The 18,319-nt window shown below is 37.8% G+C and carries 15 protein-coding genes; 6 read left to right on the top strand and 9 right to left on the bottom strand.

Annotated elements, in window-relative coordinates; translation table 11 throughout:
* Positions 1 to 70: 70 nt before the first annotated feature.
* The gene (locus G6R09_RS05180) at positions 71 to 859 is read right to left on the bottom strand and encodes an aspartate/glutamate racemase family protein (RefSeq protein WP_163920920.1); all 789 of its coding nucleotides are present in this window, start codon (positions 857 to 859) and stop codon (positions 71 to 73) included.
* Positions 860 to 925: 66 nt separating this feature from the next.
* Positions 926 to 2,092, bottom strand: a complete 1,167-nt coding sequence (locus G6R09_RS05175) for a Xaa-Pro peptidase family protein (protein WP_163920917.1) — start codon at positions 2,090 to 2,092, stop codon at positions 926 to 928.
* 332 nt (positions 2,093 to 2,424) lie between these two features.
* Between G6R09_RS05175 and G6R09_RS05170 the strand changes: the two genes are divergently transcribed.
* The 3 genes from G6R09_RS05170 to dpaL all read left to right on the top strand — a co-directional run bounded on the left by G6R09_RS05170 (position 2,425) and on the right by dpaL (position 4,744).
* Positions 2,425 to 3,102: a transcriptional regulator gene (locus G6R09_RS05170; RefSeq protein ID WP_163921094.1), complete on the top strand. Its 678-nt coding sequence runs from the start codon at positions 2,425 to 2,427 to the stop codon at positions 3,100 to 3,102.
* Between the two features lie 12 nt (positions 3,103 to 3,114).
* A complete protein-coding gene (locus tag G6R09_RS05165; RefSeq protein ID WP_163920914.1) occupies positions 3,115 to 3,501 on the top strand; it encodes a RidA family protein in 387 nt (128 codons plus the stop codon).
* 70 nt (positions 3,502 to 3,571) lie between these two features.
* The gene (gene dpaL / locus G6R09_RS05160; RefSeq protein WP_163920911.1) at positions 3,572 to 4,744 is read left to right on the top strand and encodes a diaminopropionate ammonia-lyase; all 1,173 of its coding nucleotides are present in this window, start codon (positions 3,572 to 3,574) and stop codon (positions 4,742 to 4,744) included.
* A 59-nt stretch (positions 4,745 to 4,803) separates the two neighbouring features.
* Here the strand turns inward: dpaL and tpx are convergent, their stop codons facing one another.
* Positions 4,804 to 5,301 (bottom strand): thiol peroxidase, encoded by a 498-nt coding sequence (tpx, locus tag G6R09_RS05155; protein WP_163920908.1) that lies wholly within the window; start codon positions 5,299 to 5,301, stop codon positions 4,804 to 4,806.
* 294 nt (positions 5,302 to 5,595) lie between these two features.
* Between tpx and G6R09_RS05150 the strand changes: the two genes are divergently transcribed.
* From G6R09_RS05150 to G6R09_RS05140, 3 genes are all read left to right on the top strand, one after another.
* Positions 5,596 to 6,618 (top strand): HoxN/HupN/NixA family nickel/cobalt transporter, encoded by a 1,023-nt coding sequence (locus tag G6R09_RS05150; RefSeq protein WP_163920905.1) that lies wholly within the window; start codon positions 5,596 to 5,598, stop codon positions 6,616 to 6,618.
* 268 nt (positions 6,619 to 6,886) lie between these two features.
* Positions 6,887 to 7,129 (top strand): hypothetical protein, encoded by a 243-nt coding sequence (locus G6R09_RS05145; RefSeq protein WP_087821346.1) that lies wholly within the window; start codon positions 6,887 to 6,889, stop codon positions 7,127 to 7,129.
* Between the two features lie 273 nt (positions 7,130 to 7,402).
* Positions 7,403 to 8,554, top strand: coding sequence for an iron-containing alcohol dehydrogenase (locus tag G6R09_RS05140; RefSeq protein WP_163920900.1), 1,152 nt, complete (start codon positions 7,403 to 7,405; stop codon positions 8,552 to 8,554).
* A 352-nt stretch (positions 8,555 to 8,906) separates the two neighbouring features.
* On the opposite strand, the gene ppl is transcribed toward G6R09_RS05140, so the two are convergent.
* The 6 genes from ppl to G6R09_RS05110 form a co-directional block, all read right to left on the bottom strand.
* The gene (gene ppl / locus G6R09_RS05135; protein WP_163920897.1) at positions 8,907 to 11,585 is read right to left on the bottom strand and encodes an anti-phage protein Ppl; all 2,679 of its coding nucleotides are present in this window, start codon (positions 11,583 to 11,585) and stop codon (positions 8,907 to 8,909) included.
* Between the two features lie 412 nt (positions 11,586 to 11,997).
* Positions 11,998 to 13,278 carry a Y-family DNA polymerase gene (locus G6R09_RS05130; protein WP_163920895.1) on the bottom strand — a complete coding sequence of 427 codons (1,281 nt, stop codon included), beginning with the start codon at positions 13,276 to 13,278 and terminating at the stop codon, positions 11,998 to 12,000.
* Positions 13,275 to 13,982, bottom strand: a complete 708-nt coding sequence (locus G6R09_RS05125) for a S24 family peptidase (RefSeq protein WP_163920892.1) — start codon at positions 13,980 to 13,982, stop codon at positions 13,275 to 13,277. The genes G6R09_RS05130 and G6R09_RS05125 overlap by 4 nt, the downstream gene beginning before the upstream one ends.
* Before the next feature lie 168 nt (positions 13,983 to 14,150).
* Positions 14,151 to 15,638: a DHA2 family efflux MFS transporter permease subunit gene (locus G6R09_RS05120; RefSeq protein ID WP_163920889.1), complete on the bottom strand. Its 1,488-nt coding sequence runs from the start codon at positions 15,636 to 15,638 to the stop codon at positions 14,151 to 14,153.
* An 8-nt stretch (positions 15,639 to 15,646) separates the two neighbouring features.
* A complete protein-coding gene (locus G6R09_RS05115; protein ID WP_163920887.1) occupies positions 15,647 to 16,795 on the bottom strand; it encodes an HlyD family efflux transporter periplasmic adaptor subunit in 1,149 nt (382 codons plus the stop codon).
* Positions 16,796 to 16,840: 45 nt separating this feature from the next.
* Positions 16,841 to 18,244, bottom strand: a complete 1,404-nt coding sequence (locus tag G6R09_RS05110) for an efflux transporter outer membrane subunit (RefSeq protein WP_163920874.1) — start codon at positions 18,242 to 18,244, stop codon at positions 16,841 to 16,843.
* Positions 18,245 to 18,319 lie beyond the last annotated feature (75 nt).

Here is an 18,319-nt window from a genome sequence, read left to right as displayed (position 1 = left end):
CCATTGATTAAATAAGGACGATCGGTAACCTGTAACTTTAGATCTTGGTACGGTAGAGAATATTATTAAGTTATTTTAAATGAGAATTATCGCTATTTAATAAACGTCCATATCCAGGACAGCAAGCCGTTTTTCCAACCAGATCCATCGCATGCCAAAACATAGCTGAATTACTGCAAATAACAGGGATCTGAAAGCGATCTTCTATCTCCTGAATATGGTCGAGTACACGTAAATTCGTGCAAGACATAAAAACAAGGTCAGCGCCTGATTCTGGTAATATTTGTTCTAGAGCTGTTAGCATTGACTCTTTTGATACTGTCGTAATATCTGTATCACGTTCAATGCCTAATGAACCTAATACAACAACATCAAAACCTTCATTTTTAAGTTGTTGATATAATGGGTAATTAACTTCAGTTGGATAAGGAGAAAAAACCGCGATCTTTTTTGCTTTTAAGTGATTAAATGCAGCTTTAGCAGCTGTCCATGGGTTCGTCGCTGGAATATTATTTCTGTTTTGCGTTAGTAATTGTCCAACTCGTTCTTCACCAATAATAATAGATGCAGAAGTACAACCAAAAGCCATTACATCCATTGATAAACCATTCGCAATAAGATCTGAACCTTCACTAATACCATTGGCAATATTATCCAGAGCTTCAGGTGTCATTTCACTATTATAAAAAACACGAGTACTAAATACCGCAGCTTGCGTTCCAACTAATTTAGCCCAATCCATCTCTAAAGAGTGATCTGTACTTAATTGTACTAAGCCAATATGAGTACGATTAATTCGAGGTGCTGCAATATAATCTAATTTTTTTTCAAACTGTTTAAATTCATTAATTGTGTTCATTCGTAGGGTCTCTTCTTGTCAATATTTTTAGGGCTAACAATAATTAGCCCTTATTATTGTTATATTTTATTTAATTATAATTAGTTCAGGTTCAGCACGTTCAGAAAGCCATTCCGCACCATTTTCAGTAATGACAATATTTTCTTCATGAACCATTGATTTACCAGGGGCGTAAACCATCCCCGGTTCTAAAGTCATTACCATTCCAGGTTTTAATAATGTATTGTCTGTTGCCGTATTTGATGGACGTTCAGTTAATTCCATTCCTAAACCATGGCCTAAACGACCAACGTCATTACCTAATGCACCATTGGCTTCTAGTACTGACCACATTGCATTATAAATATCTGATGTTGTCGCGCCTGGTTTAGCCGCTTCAAATCCTTTGGTTGTTGCATCATATACAGCACGATAAGCTGCTTTAGTTTGCTCACTTGCAGAGCCAAAAGCCCAGTTACGATCAAAGTCAGAGAAATAACCATCGCGTACTGCACCAGTATCAATAATCAGCACATCACCATCTTCAATAACACGATCAGTTGGTCCCATAATAATGCTGTCATAGCCATCAGGGCCTGAGCCAGCAATAATATATGGGCATTCATCAGCACCTTCCATCAACATATCAATACGGAAACGTTTACAAATTTCACGTTCTGTCATTCCTGATTTAGCATATTCAGGAACCTTGGCAAAACCAACATTCGTAATACGACAAATTTCTTTTACCTTTGCAATTTCAGCTGCAGATTTGACCTGACGAATTTCATGCATTGGCAATGATGCATCAACAAATGTTTTTTTCACTAATGTCGTTAACTTAAGGTAATTATTAACAGGCATACGTAGATGAGATTCAATACCTAATGTCGCACCAACACGACCAAAACGACAAGGTAATGAATTTAAAAAGCTGGCAACAAGGCTAATTCCATCATCTTCTGGACGAGGCGATGGCCAAGTAATAATATTATCAATCCAAGTCCCCGCCATACCACTTGCACCTATCTCTGGAATGATAGCAGTAGGCTTACCTTCAGCAGGAATAATTAAGAACCAAGGACGAGTTGGGCTATGCCAAAATTGAGTATGAAAACCTGTAAAATAACGAACATTTGGCTCTGTGGTTAATAGCATTGCATCTAATTTCAACTCACGCATCATCTGCTGCGCTTTCATTGTACGTTGTTCAAACTCAGCGACTTCAAAACCACGCATTAAATAGTCGTTCATTATTTTATTCCCTATTACATTCAGTCTTTTTAATTACAACTCGTCCATCAAGCTGCAACAAAGTTAACGATTGTTGACGTTGGTGAGGAGTTTACGCATTTAAACGCAAAATAATGTGACCAAACCAGCATAGTTAACTTTTGTGACCTTTACATTTAACTTTTGAATTAAAATGGTGATAAAAGTCAACTTTTGTAAACTTTTATGGATTATTTTATTGCTTACAGCTTAAAAATAGCTTCTTATAGTTCACGAATTTAGATTTTAGAATTGATATTGACTCTTCTTTACATCAAACTTAAGTCAACTTAAGTTAACCATAGTGCGCAATGATGAATAAAAAAACAGCAAATTCACAAACAACAATATTCAGTGAAAGAGACAAAGAAATTTTATGTTCTTATTTTCGACTCGCAGATACGATTGCTGATTTTATTGGACCCCATAGCGAGGTTGTTATTCATTCATTTGAACATATTGAAAAATCAGTCGTTAAAATTGTGAACGGTCATCACACAGGAAGAAAGTTGGGATCACCATTAACAGATTTGGGATTGAGAATGCTCAGCGCATTTGAAACAACAGGTGAAGTAACGCCAAAAAGTTATTTTACTCAAAGTAAAGATGGCGCTTTACTTAAATCAACAACATGCATGTTGATGGGAGAAAATGAAAAACCTATTGGTATGTTTTGTATCAATATGAACCTATCTTTTCCTTTCCCTGAAATAATAAAAACACTCATGCCTGATATGAATCACCCCAATATTACTGTGAGTGAAAATTTCAGTGCTAGTGCTAATGATGTTATTGATCATGCTTTAGAACACGCCATTATTGATGTTGAAAACGATACCTCTATAAATCTAAAAACAAAGAATAAAACGATAACGAAAATATTGTTTGAAAATGGCATCTTTGAATTAAAAGAAGCAACAGCAATAGTTTCAGAACGATTAGGTATAACTCGACACGCGATTTATAAATATTTGCGTGAGTTTAAATCATAAAAGAGATAAATAATGAAAACTCAAATACACACAGATTCAGCGCCAGCAGCAATTGGTCCATATTCTCAAGCATTAGCATTTCAAAACATTGTGTTTACTTCAGGTCAATTACCTCTTGATCCTGCGACAATGACATTTGCAGAAGGTGGCATTAAAGCACAAGCTCGCCAATCTCTAACGAATTTAAAAGCGATTTTAGAACAATCAGGCGCATCAATGGATAGCGTATTAAAAACAACATGCTTCCTTTCTGATATGGAAAATTTTGCTGCATTCAATGAAGTCTATACTGAGTTTTTTGGCACTGAAATGGCGCCAGCTCGCTCATGTATCGAAGCTGCTCGGTTACCTAAAGATGCTCTTGTTGAAGTAGAAGCAATTGCTTTTATTAATAAGTAAGCATTTATAAAGGCAAATATAACCCGCTATTTGCCTCTTTCTTCTACGTATTTATTATAAAGTGAACGCCATGCTAAACGTATCAGCTAACCAACATTATAACGGCAATAAAAGTGTTTTATTTACTCAGAAAATAGCTCAAGAAACACGTGCTTTTCATCAACAAATTGAAGGCTATACTCCAACACCATTAGTTTCATTACCTCACTTGGCTGCTTATCTTGGTGTTAAAGCGATTCTGGTAAAAGATGAATCAAAACGCTTTGGTTTAAATGCTTTTAAAGTACTTGGTGGATCTTATGCATTAGGTCGTGTTTTAGCTGAACATTTAAATATTAATATTAATGAAATTGATTTAAAAACAGTCGCTAATAAATTAAAGCAACCATTAGTATTTACAACTGCAACAGCAGGAAATCATGGTACAGGGGTTGCTTGGGCTGCTAGGGAAATGGGGCAAAAAGCGGTTGTTTATATGCCAAAGGGTTCACCACAAGCAAGCGTTGAACGTATTCAAGGATTAGGCGCAGAATGTATCGTTACCAATGTTAATTATGATGATACAGTACGTTTGGCCAATAAAACCGCAGAAGAAAATAACTGGATGCTTGTCCAAGATACAGCTTGGGATGGTTATGAACAAATACCAACGTGGATATCTCAAGGTTATATGACTATGGCAGACGAAGCGATTGATCAGGCAGTAGATGCCAACGAAGGCTTGCCAACACATGTAATGCTACAAGCTGGTGTTGGTGCTATGGCTGGTGGTGTATTAGGTTACTTAGTCGATCGTTTAGGTGCTGAAAATATAAAAACAATTATTGGAGAACCTTCAGTCGCTGATTGCATTTACCGCTCAGGAAATACTGGTGAAATGGTTAATGTAACAGGAGATTTATCTTCTATTATGGCAGGCCTTGCTTGTGGCGAACCTAATCCAATAACATGGCCAATTTTACGAGATAGTAGTCATTCATTTATCTCAGCAGAAGACAATATTGCTGCATTAGGTATGCGTATTTTAGGTAACCCATTACAAGGCGATAACTGCATTATTAGTGGTGAATCTGGTGCATTATCTATGGGCATCCTTTATCAATTAATGACAACAGAGTCAGGAAAAATTGAAGCTGAAAAAATCGGTTTAAATAAAGATGCAGTGGTAATGATCTTTAGCACTGAAGGTGATACCAACCCAACCCGTTATCGTCGTATTGTTTGGGAAGGTAGTAATATTTAATTAATAATACTATTCAATAAAATCCCCCTAAAAGCACTTAGGCTATAGGGGGATGTTTTTTAACGTAAAGCCGTCATTGCTGCTTCATAGTTCGGTTCATGTTTAATTTCAGCCACAAGCTCGCTATACGTCACTTGTCCGGTCTCATTAATAACAATCACCGCACGTGCTGCTAAGCCTTTCAACGGACCCGCGTTAATATTTACACCGTAGTCTTGAGTAAATTCAGGCGCGCGGAAAAATGATGCCATCTTCACGTTTTCAATCCCTTCGGCAGCACAGAAACGGCTTGCTGCAAACGGTAGATCCGCAGAAATACATACGACAACCGTATTATCAATTTCAGCCGCCGCTTTATTAAACGCACGCACACTCATCGCACAAGTTGGTGTATCGACACTTGGAAAGATATTTAACACCACTTTTTTTCCTGCTAGCGAACTTAGTGTCAAATCACTTAGATCAACACCACAAAGTGTAAACGCTGGCGCTTTTTGTCCTGATTGTGGAAATACACCAGAAATTGAGACTTTCTTTCCTTCAGCAGTTACTGACATAACATTCACCTTTTTTATTATTTTAAAATTCATTATTCCATAAAAGAGCAGAAATATAGTGGTCTACTTTTATATAGATAACAATACTCAAAAATTCAATACATACGCTCAAGGGATGTTTATAATAATGCATATACAATAAACCACAGATAAAAAGTGGAATTAAAGTCAAACTTTAAAAATATAACCAATTGAAAATAAACTATTTATTCAAATAGCGTTACGACTTAGTTAAATCTCCCAGTCAAATAAAGAGAATGATAACTATTATTAAAAACAGAGATATTATATTTAATGAAAATCAGCGATAACACCAAAAAAAATGCAATATGGCTGGTATCTAGCCTTATCTTAATCAATATAACCGTATGGGTTATTGCGGTCATTGCCTTTCATCATCATCCTGAAATGCTGGGTATGTCCCTTTTGGCCTGGTCACTTGGTTTGCGTCATGCTGTCGATGCCGATCATATTGCTGCCATTGATACCACAACTCGTAAAATGATGGAGCAAGGTAAAAAACCTATCACTATCGGAACATTTTTCTCACTCGGTCATTCAACAATTGTGATGCTAGCCGCCGCAGCGATTGCATTAACCGTTGGCACCTTTAAGTCAAAAATCCCTTTTATTAGTGATATCGGCGGCATTATTGGCACTAGCGTATCAATTTTATTTTTATTGATAATGGCCTATATCAACCTTCGTATTTTCTTATCGGTGTATAAAAAATTTAGCGCCTATAAACAAGGTATTCGTCCATCCAATGCGGATGTAAATATTCAATTAACCGGCCCATTAAATAAACTTTTTCACTTTTCCTTTAAATTTATAAATAAAAGCTGGCATATGTATTTTATTGGCTTTTTGTTTGGACTTGGTTTTGATACCGCGAGTGAAATTACCTTATTAGCACTGTCAGCAACCAATGCTTCTCAAGGAATGAATATCTGGTTAATTATGATTTTCCCGATCTTATTTACCGTTGGCATGTCGTTAATTGATACCCTTGATAATCTGGTTATGATCGGTGCTTATGGTTGGGCATTCTCAAAACCATCACGTAAACTTTATTATAATATGACCATTACTGGTATTTCTGTGATTGTGGCATTGATCATCGGTGGCTTAGAGGCACTGAGCGCCATTGCTTCAAGTTTAAAATTAAACGGTTCGTTTTGGAATGGTATTAATGCCATGACCGATCACTTTGGCATGGTCGGTATTGGGGTGGTTATGATATTTATTGGTTGTTGGGTATTATCTATTCTTAATTATAAACTGCGTCGTTACGATCAACTTGATCAGCCAATTTAATTAAGCTCTGGTTATCTGCTTTCTTTATCGATAACGGTCGCACGCATTGCGGCCGTTTTATTATCTCACTTCCTAATAATGTATTTACCCGTAATCACAACAGCGACCTCTCTGCTCCTCTCTCCTAAAAAACCACCAATTATTTCTATCAAGTAATAATGTTTTGCAATTCGTGATAATTGTTTTGTTTTTGGTAATTGTTACTATAGCTCCATCGAAACGCAGACGGCGTTGACAAACAATTATAAAAGATAAGGTTATACAACTCATGAAAACAGTTATTAAAGCAATTATCGCTACCGCTATTATCGCCACTTCTTACACTGCATCAGCACGTGATGGCGCATTTACTGGTAACGTTAGTTTCAATAACCAAGCGAATAATGCTGTTGTAGCCAGCCACTACGCTGTCAACGGTACTGCTGATAAATCACATTCAGGGATTGTGGTAACAAACAAAAACAGCCACATGAGCTTTAATGAAAAACTATTATCAGCCGCTGATAAATAATTAACTCACTGTTTTTGTTATTAAATCATCGTCATCAAACCGTTTTACCCTGTTTTTATTATTATCTATTTCGTAAAAGTGTTTTGGTATTAGCCTCTATTGTTACTTAAATGATAGGGCGTAGAATGAAGTTATTGAAGCACACAGCAACACTAAAATCGGTAAGGATATACATTTCTCCTCCAGTATATCCCTCAACGTAAACTCAAATTCAGACTTATGGCTAACGCGGTAAGTCACTATAAATTAATAAATAATTATCGGAGTTTTACTATGAGCAATGTATTTTACATGCCACCTGTAACCTTAATGGGTCCTAACGCTATTCAATCTTTAGGTGCTGAACTTGCATCAAAAGAGCTGAAAAAAGCCCTAATCGTTACAGACAGTGTATTAGTTGAAGTGGGTTTAGTTAGCAAGCTAACAGATGAGCTAAAAGCCCATAACTTAGATTTTGTTATCTATGATGGTGTACAGCCAAACCCAACTGAAAAAAACATTGAAGATGGCCTTGCGCTTCTTGCACAAAGCAATGCTGATTTTGTGATTTCATTTGGTGGTGGTTCTTCTCACGATACTGCAAAAGGTATCGCATTAGTGGCAGCGAACGGTGGTCACATTCGTGATTACTCTAAAGGTGTTCACTTATCGAAAAAGCCACAACTGCCATTGGTAACCGTGAACACAACAGCGGGTACTGCTTCAGAAATGACAGTATTTGCGATTATCACTAACCAAGAAGATGAAACTAAATACCCTGTAGTGGATAAGCACTTCACGCCAATTATTGCAGTGAACGATTCAGAGCTAATGGTAGCAATGCCTAAGTTCCTAACYGCTGCAACYGGTATGGATGCATTAACGCACGCGGTTGAAGCGTATGTTTCAACAGCTGCAACCCCAATCACTGATGCATCWGCRATTAAAGCCATTGAGCTGATTGTAAACAACCTAGAAACYGCTGTGAACGACGGTCAAAATCGCGCAGCACGTGATGCAATGCARTACGGCGAGTACTTAGCTGGTATGGCATTCTCTAATGCTTCTTTAGGTTACGTTCACTCAATGGCGCACCAATTAGGTGGTGTTTACGACCTGGCTCACGGCCTATGTAACGCTATCYTATTGGCAGAAGTTTCGCGCTTTAACGCCAAACAAGTACCAGARCGTTTTGTTGATATCGCYAAAGCTATGGGTATCGACACYGCAGCAATGACCCAAGAGCAAGCAGTAAATGCCGCCCTTGAAGCGATTGATGCACTATCTGAAAAGGTAGGYACCAAGCAACGCCTAGCTGATTTGGGKGTCACTGAAGATAAGTTAACGTTCATGGCGCAAAACGCTCTAAACGATGCGTGTTCTCTAACCAACCCACGCAAAGCGAGCCTAGAAGAAATCGTTAATATCTTCAAAGCACGGATGTAATTTAGCTTAATTTAATTAATAATTAATCTATCAAAAAGGGCGTTGAAGCTAGCTTCAACGCCCTTTTGCTATTTGGGTTTGTTTCCAGTTTCAGTCAATTTCTGACGTTCTTATCACCAGCTGGCATTTCTAAATGGGACTTACAGCCTAAATTCATATAACAGCTGTTATGTGAAATGGGTGGTTATTTTCGTTGATATGGAATGATATTAGTGATGTTGGTTATGACAGAATCGCTTAGTGATCACTATAGAGCAAGCGACTCGATAGTAAGTAATTTTTGGAGAAACCAAGCTAGGAGGAATCCCCAACTTGGCTTTTTCGTATAAATATTTAGTAGGTTCGTACTTGATTAGCTTAATATACGGCTAAATCGTGAGCGGAATGCTTTTTCTCCACCTTCCATTTGATTACAAATCAACTCTTTGACATCTTGAGTTTGCAGTGCTCCGCAGATATTAGGTCTGAGTCCATTCTTGTCATGAATCATGCTTATTACATATTCTGCGTCACCATTGACAACAATAGGCGCGGAATGAGAAACAATGATTAACTGACGTCTCTGCTTATTTGCAGCGATAGAAGGAATCACACTTTTGCTCAACATCATACAATCTAAGTCATCTTCTGGTTGATCTAGTAATAAAGGGTCTGTACCGTAAGATAAAAGAAATTGCAGCATACTAGAAGCTTTCTGCCCTGGTGATGCTGATTCAATATCTTCCATCCGACTATTCAATGCTCTATAACGAATATGTATGCCGTCATCAGGAAACCAACAGATGAGATTATCTAGTGACTCATCTGAAAGAGCCTCGATACGTTTTTTATACGAGCCATGTATATCAATAGGCTCAGTTACAGTACCATTAACAATGTTTATATGGCGTTCTTTCAATTCATTTAAGTATGCGTACTTTTGTTCAATAATATGTTCGATTGATGCATATGTTTGATGTTCAATGAATTGCTTTAAAAAACCAGTCTTTGCATCTTGATCATAAATACGATCAAAAAAGCTTTGAATACCTGTAACTTCTTGATAACTTAATACTATTGATTTTGGTGGTGCATTCAAAGGCAAGATTTTTATTTCAAGGCCATCTAAGTTTAAGGACGCAATAAACTCTTTTCTCTTTTCTGTTAGAGCCTTTCGATGCTCTTTTATTTCTATAAGTATTTGTGCAATATTTTGTTCTGTTTGATTAATTTTAACATTTAAATCTGTATATTCTCGTAACTCAGCCTCTAAATTCGTCTGCTGCTCAACTAAGCCATCCAATTTATCCGGATCTAATCCTTGAGCTCTTAAAGTGCTTGCTTCGCGAATCACATTATCTCTTTCTGATGTAATCAGTTCAGCTAATTTTATTAACGGTGAACTACTACAGAGAGCATCATATTGCTGTCTTGCTTCCTCTAAAGCAGATCTAATACGTCGATTAGTTTGAGCTTGAATGATTTTGAATTGTTGTAGCGTCGTATGATACTGCTCAGATTTCTCTGTAGAATTTTCATAAAGCGTTTGTGCAGGTATCTTGTTATCAATATCATCTAAAAAAGCTTTCTCTGAACAATATATTTCATGAATTGAAGTATGCTCTAATTCCAATCGGCTCAAGTTTGTTTTTACTGTGTAGTAAGAGCTTTCACTCAACTTATCTATTGAACGTGACACATCTGAAAGTTGTCCACTTAATGCTGAGCTTGTACTTTTTTTAGCTAATAAATCTCTTAGATGAATTTGCTCATTTTTGAAATTCCTTTCTAACTCTTCTTTCTTTTCTTTCCATTGACGCTTATTTACAAATTTACTTTCATCACAAACCTTTAGAAAAGCATCATTGTCAGATGCTAATTCAAATAGCATTTTTTGACTGTATATTGAAATTCCAAATCTATCAGTAGACCAATTGAAGTCTTCAACCAACTCACCGTCAATAACTGAATGAAGCGTCGTTTTATTGCCTGGTTTCCAAGTTAGTTTAAAGTCACTACCATCTTTGCGATATGTACACTCTATTTCTGAGTCTTCGTCCATACCTTTTCCAATAGACTTAAACCTTTCAATAGTCTCGTTTAATTTTGGAGAAAGGTCGTTATCCTTTCTCATGCCAAGGCGAATACTTTCAATAATCGTAGACTTACCACTACCACGAGAACCAATGATTGCATTGTAGAAAGGACTAAACTCTAACTCTGTAGGCTGATTATCTTCAGAGCTACAAATTCTCGTTTTTAATTTTAATTTTCTAAGTTGGAAGTTTGGCTCTAAAGGTGGTAATGAATCAAGTAGAATACAATTTTCATGATCAAGTAATGCGCTTTTTAACCCATCAAAGTTTAACTCTGACATTTTCAACCAACAAGTACGTAAGCCCGCATTATCCGGATGATGAGCATCAGATCCTCTCAATTTTGGGAGGTCTTCAATCAAGCGCTTGTGAGTACCATTTGTAATATCAGAAAGATTAAAACGAATCTCTAAACCGTCTGGTTTTGCTTCAAAAGCGTTATTGAGTTCAGTTTGGTTGCTGACACTTAAAATACCTTTGGCTGCATCAATATGCGCTAGTATACAAACAGCATTAGTATACTGTTTTATTGAACTAATAATGCTTGCAACCCCTCCTCGAAGTACTAATTGGTAATTAAGTTCTCTAGGAACAGGGGCATTTCCATTACACTGTCCAATTAAACGTTCAATGTCGGCACTAGTGCTGAGCTCATCAAATACAGCTAAAACATGCACGTTTCCTGTAGCTGTCAACTCAACACCTGGAAATAAGGTTAGTGCTCTAAAGCCGTCTAAATCCCCATTTTCAGCTTCGATTTGCATTTGTGAAAGTTCTAATTTTAAGCCGTCAATTTGAGCTCCAGTATTATGATCACTTATAACTACCGCATCGATTTCTTGCCTCATATAAGCAAGTAACCAATCTCGATTAGATAGTTCAGATTCTTGATAGTCATTTGAAGCTGGTGTGTGATTATGAAAATCGAACTTATACCACTTGGAACCTATAGACATTAAACTCACCCAAAATAATACAAAACAAAGCCTTACAATATGTACTAGTTTACATTTCAGGTTTTTATAAGACTATGACTATGATTGCATTACAAAAAAATAATTTGAATAACGTAAGAAAAAGAGGGGCGAATTAAAGGTAGAACATATCTAATCGTACATGTTTATATTCTAGTTAGTTTCATTACTATCATCGTTAGAAAACAGTTAAACACGTTATGGAAAAATTACTGACATACTTTAATCTGTCATTTTAGGTATACCCCAACGAAACTAGTTCACTAACCACCTCAACCCGTATTGCGACATCTAACAAACCATCCATAATAAATCATCAACAAAACCAACTTAAATTGCACTGATCACGAGTAAAAACGCTGCTCTTGTGAGGCTACATTGGCGTGGCCTGTTTCTAGATACACTTCACCACCACAAGCTCGTTAATATCGGTGTAGTAATTCTCAAGTTCTAACATCTCAATCTCCCCTTGCCGTTCTTGATAGCTGCGTTGCTGACAAGCAAATCCAATCACGCCTTTGCCAAAGCGGTCGCTGAGTTGATCAAGGGTACTGTTTAGGTTGTCTTTATTATCAAAACGGTTAAATAACTCAAATTGCTTTATTTCAGCATCAATTAAACTGGTGGCACCCACAGCTACTTTATAGATCGGCTGCTGAGCAAGGTTATCTGGCAGAAGAGCATTAAATTGCGCTCGCAGTTGTTGTAAGGCAAAGCTGGTATCAGTCAGTCTGCTAGCAAATGTCACTTCACCACGGCGGTAAAATGGTCGGCAGTGATCGTGTTTTGAGGTACTAATAAAAAACGCTAGCGTTCTCACTTCAGTTTTTTGATCACGTACTTTGCGCATCACTTCTGTGCAATGGTGTGCCAGTTCAGCAAATAAATCATCTTGGTGACGTAAGCGATCGCGGTAAGAAGTGGTCGACCAAATCTGTTTTTTCTTGGCCCGTTGAGCAGAAAAATTTAAGCACGTAATCCCATTAAGCTCTGAAATCACGTTAGCGACGTTAATTGAATAACGTTTGTGGTAAGTCTTAGTGTCACATTGTTTCAATTGATAAGCCGTTACTATACCTTGTTGCAACAGTTGTTTATTTAGTTGCCTACCAATGTTCCACAGTTTACCGACTGGCATTTGTTTTAAAATTGCATCGGTCTGTTGCTCGCTCATCAATACACACTGTCCCTGATAAGGTTGGCAATTTTTTGCAGCCCACGAGGCAACTTTCGCTAAGGTGAGGGTGTTACCAACGCCCGCCCCTGTTGGTACACCGGTTTCTTTATAAATGGCTTTACGCAGCGTTTTTACATGTTGATTGAGATCGACATTAATACGTTGTAAGTGACTAATATCAAAAAACACTTCATCGACGCTATAGCGCATCGAGCGCGCACCATCAATGTGTTTTTCAAGCGCAGTCATAAAGCGATCTGAATGGTGTGAAAAAGTGTTGAAGTTAGCTTTATATACAATACCGTTGTGGGCTCGTAGGTGATCAATCTCTTCCCATATCGGAGTGAATTTGCCGATACCTAGATCAGTACAAGCACGATTAGCAGCAATAGAGATCCCTTGGCCTGCGGTTATCAACAGCGGAATATTACGCAAAGCAGGTTTATAGGTAATGCAAGACTCAGCATAAAAACGTGTACCATCAAGTAAGCAAATCATAACGGCATCGATCGATGTAAACGTAAACTATAACGAACCACACCATGTAGGCGAGTGTAATCATCTTGAGTGATTGGATAAGGCTTAAAGCTGGAATTGTCTGAATAAAGAGTTTTAGTGTGCACATTGATCCGCTTTACAACTAAATCATTATTTAACGCCAGCACAATAACATCGTCGTTTTCTGGCGTGAGGTGGCGTTCTAGGATCAAAATATCGCGATCCCAAATGTGCGGTAGCATCGAAACACCTGCAGCACGACACAATAATGTTGAGTGCTCTTGAGTAACAATAAGTTGGTGTAAGTCGATTTCGGTTAAATCACAGTGCCAAGGTAAAGGCGGCGGTTGGCGAAAGTGATGAATAGAAACACTGATCACTCCCATAACATGCAGTTCATCCCACGCTTTTCCTGAGGCTGCAATGTGTTGGCACAATACGTTCCAGCGCGCAATGTGGCTCTCGCCATGATATTCAAACAATACCAGATCAGTGGCTAACGCCTGCAAAGCACTGTCGATCAGTAGCCAGTCACCTTTCGCAATACCAAATTTTTGATAACTGTTGTCAGCGCTGATAATACGCATTGATGTGTGACTATGTACAAATAAAGTTTGTAGGTTTAAAGGCTGCTTACGAAAGCGAATAGTGGGATTTTCAAATCCGGTGATCCCCGCTTGTACATTGGTAGTGAGTGTTATCATGGTTAACTATACTGTGTTTTTGTACAGTTATTTTAGGGCTGTTTATGATAAGTGGCAAGCATTAGCCAAATAAAATGCCGTTGATATTTAGTTTTTTGGTAACGACTAAATAAAACTAAGGCCGCTAAATTAGCGGCCTTTATTCGATCAATAGCATGGCTTAAATAATTAATGATGTACAGGTTTTGCTAACCATACTAATGGAATCAGCAGTAAACATAATATCCCTGACAACCAAAATAAATCGACGGTTGACATCATATAAGACTGCCGAGTAATGACACTATTCACCGCATCAAGATTATTACCCATTGAATGAATAAACTGACTGACTTGATGATTAGCGACCGTAAATCCTTCTGCAATACGTGAATGATGAAATTCCATACGTTGATCCCACATCGTTGTAACAATCGATGATGAAAAACTACCAAATAAAGTACGAAAGAACGTCGATAACGCCACCGCATTGGCTATTTGATTGGGCTGGACACTATTCACAATTAAATTTTGTAGTGGTACAAAAAAAGCTAATGTTGCTGCACCCTGAATGAATTGCGGCAGCATAATATAATCAAAAGAAGCTGCTAAATTATAACTACTCCGCCAAAAACCAACGACAGCAAAAATCAAAAAGGCATAAGTTAAAATATAACGAATATCTATTTTTTGAACTAATTTACCAATAATAGGTGCGCTTACAACTGCTAGAATCCCCACGGGTGCCGTCGCATAACCTGACCATGATGCGGTATACCCCATTACGCCTTGCAGCCACAACGGCAATAATACTGTAGAGCCAAAGTACACCATATACCCTAAGCTCATCACTATTACCGCAATCGTGAAATTTCGTTTAGTAAAGAAGCGAAAGTTAACCACAGGATTGTCATGATACCATTCCCAAATGATCATACAGCCCCAAGAAAGAACAGCGACAAACGTTAATCCTAAAATTAAATTTGATTGAAACCAGTCATGATCTTTACCTAAATCAAGCATCATTTGTAAACTACCCGCAGCAACAACTAATAGCCCAATTCCAATATAATCAATACTTTCTCGTTGGGTTTTGGTCTCTTTTCCTTTGAGTAGAAAAAAAACTAACGCACTCGCAGTAATACCGATCGGAACATTAATGAAAAAGATCCATGACCATGAGTAATTATCCGTCAGTACTCCACCTAAAATCGGCCCCATAATCGGTGCAATAACCACCGTCATTGACCATAAGGACATTGCTAAACCGTGTTTTTCTCTTGGAAAATTTCGTAATAACAAACTTTGTGATAGCGGTGCTATCGATCCCGAAATAGCCCCCTGAATCACGCGGAAAAAAATCAACATTTCAATACTGCTCGACATACCACATAACATCGATGCAATAACAAACCCCATGGTGGCAAAGATAAACAGTTTTACTTCGCCAAACCGACGACTTAAAAAACCCGTCATCGGCATTGATATCGCATTGGCTGCACCAAACGCGGTGATCACCCAAATACCTTGATCGGTTGATACACCAAGATTACCTGCAATAGTAGGGATCGCGACATTGGCAATCGATGTATCTAAAATCATCATGAAAGTTGCCATTGATGTCGCTAAGGTAATCAATAGCAGTTTAACGCCCTTTAGTGGCACAGATTCATTCATTACATCACCTAAGCTTTAATAAGGTGATTAACAAATATCTCAACCTTTTTATCTACAACAGCTAGGCGTTTGTTAGTCGTCTTCTGCGCACTTTCATTGGCGGTAAACACGGCATAATCAAACGGCTTATTCGCGGTCGTTTTTGTATCTACCGTGACTGTCATTGACATACCAATGCGCAGTGGATGTTGTTCAATTTGCTGCGAATCAATGTAAATACGAACAGGAACACGTTGAACAATTTTAATCCAATTACCCGTCGCATTTTGGGCAGGAATCGCTGCAAACGCACTCCCCGTACCCGCACCAATACCCGCCACAACACCATGATATGTATATTTATCACCGTAAAGATCAGACTTAATGGTAACGGGTTGTCCGGTATGAATATTATGTAACTGTGTTTCTTTAAAGTTAGCTTCAACCCAAACATTATTTAATGGCACAATCGTCATTAATGGTTGCCCTGCTTGAATTTGTTGACCAATTTGCACACTACGATTAACAACCATACCGGCTTTAGGTGCAAAGATAGTGGCATTTTGTTGATCAAGATAAACATGACGCAATTGCGCAATTGCCATTTGAACTTGAGGGTTATCTAAAATATTTTCTTGAGGTAATAAGGTTTGCAGCGCTTGTAATTGTTTATTTAACGCAATCAGATTTTGCTCTTTAATCAAGACGGCATTTTTTGAATGTGAGACAACTTCAGCAAGTACTGAACCGTCTTTGTCCCCTCCAATTCGACGCTTATAATCTTGTTTCGCTTGAGCCAACATCACTTTTTCTGCTGCAATTTGCGCTTTTAACTGCGCGATTTGTTCATACTTACTTTGTATATCACGAACCGTATTTTTAAGATTCGCTTCTGCTTGTTGTTGCTTTAATAGCAATGGGTTATGGTTTAAAGAAACAAGCTGTTCACCTTGCTTAACTTGTTGAGTATCATCAACATTGATCGCATTAACCGTGCCTGACTCTTGTGCTGTGATCATTATTCTCTGACCTGCAACATAAGCATCATCAGTGGTTTGTGAGGTGGTCGGCATAAATAAATAATAAGTCACGGCCACAGCGATAACGATAATGATAAAAACACTGAGAATAGTGTTACGTTTTTTTTGAGAAGTAGAATTAAGAGGTTGATTTGTCATATTGAGTCTCATGTTATTTATTGTGCTAGATGACGGCTGTGTATTTTATTGTTGGCTGTTATAGCCGCCTCCAAGAGCCACAATAAGTTGTAATTGATTCTGTAGCGTTGCGTTATCAGCATTCGTGGTTTGTATAACCTGTTGATGCCACTTTATTTGGGCATTATTCATCTCTGAAAAGCTGGCTAATCCACGTTGATAACGGTGTTTAAATAGCATATAGGCTTGCTGATATTGTGTTGTTGATGCCACGGATAAAGCTTGTTGTTGTAACGCCTCTTGTAAATTAACAATTGCATCAGAGGCTTGTTTAACGGCAGTAAGCACTGATTGGTTATACACCGTCACCGCTTGGTCATAATCAATATTTGCTGAAGCATAATTAGCATCACGTACGCCACCATCGTAGAGTGGTAAAGTCGTAGCAACCGTCGCCCCACTTAAAAATAAATCGGCAGGATTCATCGATGATAATTTTTGAAAAACGCCCATAACCATCAAATTCATATCAGGATAATAAGCGGCTTTAGCGTGCTTAATACCTTGCCGATTAGCTTCAACAAGCCATTTATTAGCAATAATATCCGCGCGACGGCCTAATAAATTAATTGGAATCGTCGTGATATTATTCAATTGCTTTATAGGCTCGGCATTGGGTGCTAACAATGTACCCAATTGTTGTGGTGTTTTAGCGACATATAACGCTAATTGGTTTTTTGCTAATTGTTGCTGCGTTTTGGTCATTGAAAGCTGTGCTGATAACTTATCAATATCACCTTGCTGTTGAAATAATTCAGCTTTGGTTGCGAGACCACGTTTAATTTGATCGTTAATAACGGCTTTTTGCTTATTCGTTTCATGTAATAACAGCTCAATATCCCGCTCTAAACGATAATTATTTTGTAATGTAAAATAGCTACTTGTCATCGCCGCAGACAACAATAACTTCGCTTGTACCGCTTGCGCCTCTAATGATAATTTTTGATTGGTTGCAGCAGCAATAATTGCCTTATTTTTACCCCAAAAATCAAATTGGTAAGAAAAAGAAGGCAGCAACATTCCTAGCGCTGAATATTCTTCATTATGGGGAGATAGAGAATCTAAATTTGCACCAATTGCGCCGCCACTAACATTAAGATTAACGCTTGGCTTATCACCTGCTTGTGCTAAAGCAACCTGTTGAGTCGCTAACTCAATACGCTGCTGAGCTTGCTGCAAGGTTAAGTTATTCGTAAGACCTAATGTGATTAATTGATTTAATTGCGGATCATTAAATTGGGTCCACCAATCCGTTTTTATATTAATAAGATCATGCTGATATAATTGAACTTGCTTAGCTGTAAGTAGCGAATGATGCGGTGGTTCAGAAGGTGGCGTCATACTACATGCCGATAATAACAATGCAGCGGCTAAAGAGGCTGCAATGCGAGAGGTATAAAATGGTTTCATTTTCTGTCCTAAATTACTTTATGGTATAAAGTATAAATTGGATTAAATTGTTGTTATATAGATCACAAAGGAAAA

Origin of the sequence: Photobacterium sp. Alg240-V54, from assembly GCF_900537155.1 — a bacterium.
Lineage (GTDB): Bacteria > Pseudomonadota > Gammaproteobacteria > Enterobacterales > Vibrionaceae > Photobacterium.
This window is presented reverse-complemented; position numbering and strand designations above follow the sequence as displayed.

Coding starts and splice junctions, on each gene's coding strand:
- G6R09_RS05180 (WP_163920920.1), bottom strand. CDS start 859: ATGAACACAATTAATGAATTTAAACAGTTTGAAAAAAAATTAGATTAT.
- G6R09_RS05175 (WP_163920917.1), bottom strand. CDS start 2,092: ATGAACGACTATTTAATGCGTGGTTTTGAAGTCGCTGAGTTTGAACAA.
- G6R09_RS05170 (WP_163921094.1), top strand. CDS start 2,425: ATGAATAAAAAAACAGCAAATTCACAAACAACAATATTCAGTGAAAGA.
- G6R09_RS05165 (WP_163920914.1), top strand. CDS start 3,115: ATGAAAACTCAAATACACACAGATTCAGCGCCAGCAGCAATTGGTCCA.
- dpaL (WP_163920911.1), top strand. CDS start 3,572: ATGCTAAACGTATCAGCTAACCAACATTATAACGGCAATAAAAGTGTT.
- tpx (WP_163920908.1), bottom strand. CDS start 5,301: ATGTCAGTAACTGCTGAAGGAAAGAAAGTCTCAATTTCTGGTGTATTT.
- G6R09_RS05150 (WP_163920905.1), top strand. CDS start 5,596: ATGAAAATCAGCGATAACACCAAAAAAAATGCAATATGGCTGGTATCT.
- G6R09_RS05145 (WP_087821346.1), top strand. CDS start 6,887: ATGAAAACAGTTATTAAAGCAATTATCGCTACCGCTATTATCGCCACT.
- ppl (WP_163920897.1), bottom strand. CDS start 11,585: ATGTCTATAGGTTCCAAGTGGTATAAGTTCGATTTTCATAATCACACA.
- G6R09_RS05130 (WP_163920895.1), bottom strand. CDS start 13,278: ATGATTTGCTTACTTGATGGTACACGTTTTTATGCTGAGTCTTGCATT.
- G6R09_RS05125 (WP_163920892.1), bottom strand. CDS start 13,982: ATGATAACACTCACTACCAATGTACAAGCGGGGATCACCGGATTTGAA.
- G6R09_RS05120 (WP_163920889.1), bottom strand. CDS start 15,638: ATGAATGAATCTGTGCCACTAAAGGGCGTTAAACTGCTATTGATTACC.
- G6R09_RS05115 (WP_163920887.1), bottom strand. CDS start 16,795: ATGACAAATCAACCTCTTAATTCTACTTCTCAAAAAAAACGTAACACT.
- G6R09_RS05110 (WP_163920874.1), bottom strand. CDS start 18,244: ATGAAACCATTTTATACCTCTCGCATTGCAGCCTCTTTAGCCGCTGCA.